General features: G+C 38.3%; 4 protein-coding genes. 3 read left to right on the top strand and 1 reads right to left on the bottom strand.

Annotated elements, in window-relative coordinates; genetic code table 11:
• Positions 1-143 precede the first annotated feature (143 nt).
• Positions 144-2,441, top strand: coding sequence for a carbamoyltransferase HypF (hypF, locus tag M998_RS06795; protein WP_068908167.1), 2,298 nt, complete (start codon positions 144-146; stop codon positions 2,439-2,441).
• Between the two features lie 656 nt (positions 2,442-3,097).
• Here the strand turns inward: hypF and lacD are convergent.
• Positions 3,098-4,090, bottom strand: a complete 993-nt coding sequence (lacD, locus tag M998_RS06790; RefSeq protein WP_068908166.1) for a tagatose-bisphosphate aldolase — start codon at positions 4,088-4,090, stop codon at positions 3,098-3,100.
• 470 nt (positions 4,091-4,560) lie between these two features.
• Here lacD and gatZ point away from each other — a divergent pair, with 470 nt between their 5' ends.
• Together gatZ and M998_RS06775 are read left to right on the top strand one after the other, a co-directional pair.
• Positions 4,561-5,823 (top strand): tagatose-bisphosphate aldolase subunit GatZ, encoded by a 1,263-nt coding sequence (gene gatZ / locus M998_RS06780; RefSeq protein ID WP_068908163.1) that lies wholly within the window; start codon positions 4,561-4,563, stop codon positions 5,821-5,823.
• A gap of 8 nt (positions 5,824-5,831) precedes the next feature.
• A partial coding sequence (locus M998_RS06775) for an alcohol dehydrogenase catalytic domain-containing protein (protein ID WP_156510937.1) occupies positions 5,832-6,058 on the top strand: 227 nt, incomplete at its 3' end.

Genomic DNA, 6,058 nt, shown 5'->3' with positions numbered 1-6,058 from the left:
GCTCGATCTAAATTTTCTTGTGCTTTCATCATTTATTATTAACCTATATTTCCCAACAACCATTTTTGTTGATCTCAAATTAAGATTTACTTATCAATTGGCGAGAAAATAGCGACCTTGGCATCGCATCGAGGGGCGTGAAAATGCAAAACGGGATACAACTGCGGATTAAAGGTAAGGTGCAAGGGGTGGGGTTTCGGCCTTATGTCTGGCAACTTGCTCATCAGTGTCACCTTTATGGTGATGTCTGTAATGATGGCGAAGGCGTGCTCGTCAGGCTGTTATCCGGCACGGATATTGCTGACTTTACACAACTATTGTACCAACAGTGCCCACCGTTAGCGCATATCGAAAGCATACAACCACAATCATTTGAGTGGGATGAGTTACCTGATAAATTTTCAATTCGTCATAGTGGTACTGGTCGAATGGATACACAGGTGATCCCCGATGCGGCGACTTGTGAGTCTTGCCAGCGTGAGCTATTTGACCCTGATAACCGCCGATTTGATCACCCGTTCACTAATTGCACCCATTGCGGGCCGCGTTTTACCATTATTCGACAAATGCCATACGACCGCCCGAATACGGCCATGGCTGATTTCCCTTTATGCCCTGAATGTCAGCAAGAATATGAATCGCCTGTAGATCGTCGTTTTCATGCTCAACCTAATGCCTGCCCTGTATGTGGTCCTGAAATTCAATTGTACAATAAAGTAGGACAAATTTTAGCAAGCAAGCAAACTGCTTTAATGCAAGCTACGCAGCAACTATTGCAAGGAAATATCGTTGCAATTAAAGGGATTGGCGGTTTTCATCTGGCTTGCGATGCGACAAATGATGAAGCTGTTAGAAAATTGCGGCAGCGTAAACATCGACCAACAAAACCGCTGGCAGTGATGGTTCCATCATGTGAATGGTTAACCGAACAAGGTATTAATGTGAGTGATGGGTTACGGGCTTTATTGAAAAGTACCGCATCGCCAATTGTTTTAGTGAAATTATGGAATCGCTACCGATTAAGCGACGAAATCGCACCGAAATTACGCGAAATTGGTATTATGCTGCCTTCTAACCCGTTGCAGCATTTATTGATGGCGGCAGCGAAACATCCGCTAGTGATGACATCAGGCAATGCGTCAGGTAAACCGCCGGTTTTAACGAATGAAGAGGCGTTATCTGATTTGGCTGATATTGCAGATGTATGGCTGATGCATAATCGCGATATTATTCAGCGAGCAGATGACTCGTTAGTGCGTTATCACGACGGGCAAGCTGAAATGCTGCGTCGTGCTCGAGGTTATGTCCCTGATGCGATTGATTTACCTGCTGGATTTGAAAAATCACCTTCAATTTTGGCTCTGGGTGCCGATTTAAAAAATACATTCTGTTTGTTGAGAGATAAAAGTGCCGTGCTGAGCCAGCACCTTGGCGATCTGGACGATATTGATATTTTTCAGCAATATCAAAATGCAATTGCGTTGTTCGAGTCAATCTATCGCTTCAAGCCAGAGGCACTTGTTGGTGATATGCACCCTAATTATGTGAGCCATCGATATGGCAAACAATTATCAGAACAACTGCAAATCCCATTTATTCAAGTTCAACACCACCATGCTCACATTGCGGCTGTAATGGTTGAACAGGGTATTCCCATTCATGGTGAAAAAGTGATTGGGCTGGCATTAGATGGTTTAGGTTATGGGGACGATAATCGCCTATGGGGTGGTGAATGCTTGCTGGTGGATTATGCCTCTAGTCAATATATGGGTGGGCTGCCTCCTGTTGCCATGCCGGGAGGAGAACTAGCTTCTCGTCAGCCTTGGCGCAATTTGTTGGCACATTTACAGCAGTTTGTACCGAATTGGCAAAACCAAAGTATTGCCTCGGTGTTAACGCCATATCCTTACCCTGTCATACAAAAAGCGATTGAACGAGGCATTAATTCACCTACGGCATCATCAACCGGCAGGTTATTCGATGCAGTCGCGGCGGCATTGGCGATCTGTACTGAAAACATTAGTTGGGAAGGCGAAGCCGCATGTCAGCTAGAAGCGCTAGCATCAAGTTGTCCTCTATCTGAGCATCCCGTCAGTTTGCCAATTATTGGTAACTACCTTGATTTAGCTACTTTTTGGCAGCAGTGGTTAAATTATCAAGCACCAAAAGCGCAGCGTGCACAGGCTTTTCATATGGCGCTAGCACAAGGTTTTGCCGATCTTGCCAGACGAGCCGCACATCAATATAAAGTGAAAAAAATCATCTTATCTGGCGGTGTAATGCATAATCAGTTGTTGAGAAGTTTGTTAATTGAAAAGTTGAATGAGTTCGAGGTGTTGTCTGCAAGGCAGTTTCCGATGGGGGATGGGGGAGTGGCATTAGGGCAGGCGGCAATTGCTTTTACCCGATACCGGTCATACCCGTCATACTTCAAGTTGTAGGGGTGTTGGCTGCATTCGGCTCCTCGGATCACATACTGGTGTATGCTCCCCGAGCTATCCTTACTCTGGCCGCCTAACTACAACGTGAATTATTTAGGGGATTCCCGTCATAATTCAAGTTGTAGGGGTGTTGGCTGCATTCGGCTCCTCGGGTCACATACTAGTGTATGCTCCCCGAGCTATCCTCACTGGCCGCCTACCTACAACTCAATTATTTAGGGTATTCCTGTCATTCTTTAAGTTATAAAGGGTTGATTACATTCGATTATTCAGGTCACATACTGGTGTATGCTCCCCGAGCTATCCTTACTCTGGCCGCCTAACTACAACTCAATTATTTAGGGTATTCCTGTCATTCTTTAAGTTATAAAGGGTTGATTACATTCGATTATTCAGGTGACATACTGGTGTATGCTCCCCGAGCTATCCTTACTGGCCGCCTACCTATAACTTGAATTATTTAGGGTATTCCCGTCATTCTTTAAGCGGCAGGGATATTTTCCAACGTTCATTTGTGTTCATGTGTTTTTTATTAGTATGATGAATTTATTGATTATACATAAATTCATCATACTAATAATTAAAACCAGCTATCCTTATCAATTGATTAATATAGTCTGATTTTTATAAATATAAGGTTTGTTAAATTTACTCTTTCAGTCGAGTAATTTGTCAAACCATGATGATGCTGTTTTTTCCAATATTTTATTTAATTGGCAAATATTTTTTTTACCTTCAGTCTGCAGCCACAAGCGAGCTGCGTTTTCGCTATCAGTAGCGAAATATTCAACGCTATTAGCCCAAGTGGCGCGACCACATAAGACACCATTAAAAGTTGAGCCTGATTTTTTAGCAAAAAGTAGTGTTTCTAAAAAAAGATTTGAACTGACTCCCGCACTTAAAAATATAAAAGGTAAGTTTGTCACCATCGATTGTTCTTTGAAATGGCTTTCGGCTTGTTTCTGGGTATAAACATAGTCATTGTCATCAGAATATCCTTCAACAAATAACATATTTACAGGAATTTCAACTTTTAAAATATCAATACTATAATTTTCTTTTGAAAATTCTTTCATCATCTCATTAACTTTATATGGTTTTAATTTGGCATACTCTCTACTGCTACTATCGATATTTGTAGCGTCATAAGAAACCAATTCAAGAAAGAAAGGAATATCTTCTGCTGCACATTCTGCTCCTAATCGTTCTATGAAGGCATGTTTATGGTCGTTAATGGATTGTTCTTCATCAATATCGTAATAAAGTAAAAATTTTATGGCATCTGCGCCGCTATTTTTCAATCGTTTTACGGACCAATTATCGAGTAGGTCAGGAAGACGGCCTTTCTTAGCCGAATCATATCCTGTTTTTTCGTAAGCAAGTAATAATCCAGCATTTTTATCTCTTACTCTTGCTGCGGGGAGGCCATATTCAGGATCTAGCAAAATTGAGGATGCATAGGGCGTTAATTCAGTAGAAACTAAAGATTTAAAATTAGTAATATTTTCGTTTTCATTATGTGATTCTTGATAGCTATTAAACATTTTTTTTAAAGCACCACGCTGGTCGATTGCTAAAGCAGCAATAATACCCGATTTACTTGATAGTTTTTTCAGCGCTTGCACTTTTTTATTAGTTAATTTAATCATATATAGCCTTATTCTTTTCGTTGTAATAGATTCGTAATAAAAAATAAATAATATGTTTTGTGATTAAACACTTAACTCTGCCTTCTTTTAAATAAAAAAAACAAAGCTTTCGTTTGACTTCGATTATTTGCGTATTCTTTGTTTTGTTTCATTTCGATTGTTCCTGTTGATTTAAAGTTATAGCATATAATAGATGATTAATTCTTTTTTTTAGATTGATTTTTAATCTAATTATAACGTTTTGATTTGTTTTTTTTATCTGTGACAAGTTTGTTTTTATTATAATCAATTGAAATAAATGGGTTATTATTTGTTTTTTTTGGATGGCAGCTGATTTCATCCTTCGTATTGTTTCGTTTTCTTTTTATCTCTTTCGTGATTTGACTCACAATCATGTTATTTTTCAGATGAAAGATAAGTTTTGTAAGTTACAATAAAAAAAGTGAAAATCGTAATATATAGGAATGGATATGAAGGATATTATACAAAGACATAAATTAGGTGAAGAATTAGGTATATACTCAGTTTGTTCTGCTCATCCACTTGTCATTGAGGCTACATTTCTGTTTGAGATTAATAGCAACCGAAAGGTTTTGATCGAAGCTACATCCAATCAAGTTAATCAATTTGGTGGTTATACGGGAATGACGCCAGAGCTCTTCAAAAATTTTGTATATGAAATTGCTAAGAATGTTAATTTTCCAATAGAGAGATTAATTTTAGGTGGTGATCATTTAGGGCCAAACTGTTGGAAAAATGAGTGTGCTGAAGAAGCCATGCAAAAATCAGAGGTTTTGATTGAGCAATATGTATCAGCCGGATTTTCTAAAATTCACCTAGATACGTCAATGTCTTGTGTAGACGATCCTATCCCCCTTGATCCCCAAATTGTGGCTGAACGTGCAGCTAGACTATGTAAAGTGGCTGAAAATACCGTAACAGAGGAGCAAAAAAAACAATTATGTTATGTCGTAGGTACCGAAGTTCCGGTTCCTGGCGGGGAAAAAGAATCAATTACTTCTCTACATATTACAACACCTCAAGCGGCGCAAGAAACAATCAATAGCCATTATACCCATTTTAAAAATATTGGATTACATGAAGCGATTGAGAGAATTATTGCAATTGTAGTTCAACCAGGCGTTGAATTCGATCATTCTTCAGTAATTCACTACAACTCAGAGAAAGCGAAGGATTTATCGAAATATATAGAAAAAACAAAAGTTGTTTTTGAGGCTCATTCAACTGATTATCAAACTAAAGAGGCTTATAAAGAGCTGGTGCGTGATCACTTTGCCATACTAAAAGTAGGCCCTGCACTGACGTTTGCCTTACGTGAGGCAATGTTTTCTTTGTCACTAATTGAAAATGAGCTTATTCCAGCAGAAAAACGGAGCGAATTAATATCGGTAATTGACCGAGTTATGCTCGATGAACCTAAATATTGGAAAGACTATTATAGCCCTATTTATTCAAAAGCTGCTATAGATAGACACTATAGCTTGTCTGACCGTTTACGATATTATTGGCCTCATACGGAAATTAATAATTCGGTTGAAAAAATGTTGAGTAATCTTAGCCAAGTTGAAATTCCTTTAGGTATTGTTAGTCAGTTATTTCCTGAACAATTTAAAAATATTTTATCGAAAAAAATAATATTAACACCAAAAAATTTAATTATAGCTCATATACAAAGTGTATTAGCTCTTTATTCATTTGGCTGTAATCAGTGAGTAGAAAAATGAAAGAAATTATTGTTAGCGAAAATAATAAATTAGAAATTAAAGAGGTTGATATTCCTCAATGTAGTAATAATGATGTTTTAGTTAAGGTAGCATACTCTGGTCTATGTGGTTCTGATATTCCTAGAATTTTTCATCATGGAGCTCATTCTTACCCAATTCGATTAGGGCATGAATTTACAGGGCATATTGTAGATATTGGTAAAGATGTTTCGACTGTTAATAT

Origin of the sequence: Providencia heimbachae ATCC 35613 (assembly GCF_001655055.1) — a bacterium.
In the GTDB taxonomy this organism is placed as follows: domain Bacteria; phylum Pseudomonadota; class Gammaproteobacteria; order Enterobacterales; family Enterobacteriaceae; genus Providencia; species Providencia heimbachae.
This window is presented reverse-complemented; position numbering and strand designations above follow the sequence as displayed.